The organism is Paenibacillus sinensis (assembly GCF_019904155.1).
Taxonomy (GTDB): Bacteria; Bacillota; Bacilli; order Paenibacillales; family Paenibacillaceae; genus Paenibacillus_AQ; species Paenibacillus_AQ sinensis.
This window is the reverse complement of sequence record NZ_JAHCMB010000133.1, coordinates 1-482: the sequence shown is the minus strand read 5'-3', so window position 1 is coordinate 482 and position 482 is coordinate 1. Positions and strand designations below refer to the sequence as shown.

Below are 482 nucleotides of genomic sequence, written 5' to 3'. Positions count from 1 at the left end.
ATTTTGAAACAACAATGGGTTTTCATCATAAAGACTGATGTGATCCAGAATAGCTAACATTCCACTTTGTTTACAGTTAGATTCAATCATTTCTGCTTGCTTGATCAGACACTCTATTACGTCTTCCACTTCCATGCTCTCGGAAACAGCAAGAGCCGTAAATTCGCCCAAGCTTGTACCCAAAACATAGTCCGGCTTTATTCCGCCTTCTATTAGAACTTGAGACAATGCGTATTCCAATATAAAAATGGCCGGATGAGTGAATAACGTGCGATCAAATTTATTCTCTTTTCGCCCATGATCATGATAGATTTCATTAATGACGGATCTACCGATATTCCGTTGCACGATATCATCCATCTTGATCATCCATTTTTGAAAGATAGGGTCATTATCAAACAACTCCTTTCCCATTTGATAGTACTGAGAACCTTGTCCAGAAAACATAAAAACAATCGGTTTATTCATTCCAACCCCCTGAT

At 38.2% G+C, this 482-nt stretch carries 1 protein-coding gene; it reads right to left on the bottom strand.

The annotated features are described in order from the left end of the window. Positions 1–468: acyltransferase domain-containing protein (locus KIH86_RS15535; protein ID WP_223110548.1), on the bottom strand; the 468-nt coding region annotated here is incomplete at its 3' end. Positions 469–482: the final 14 nt, after the last annotated feature.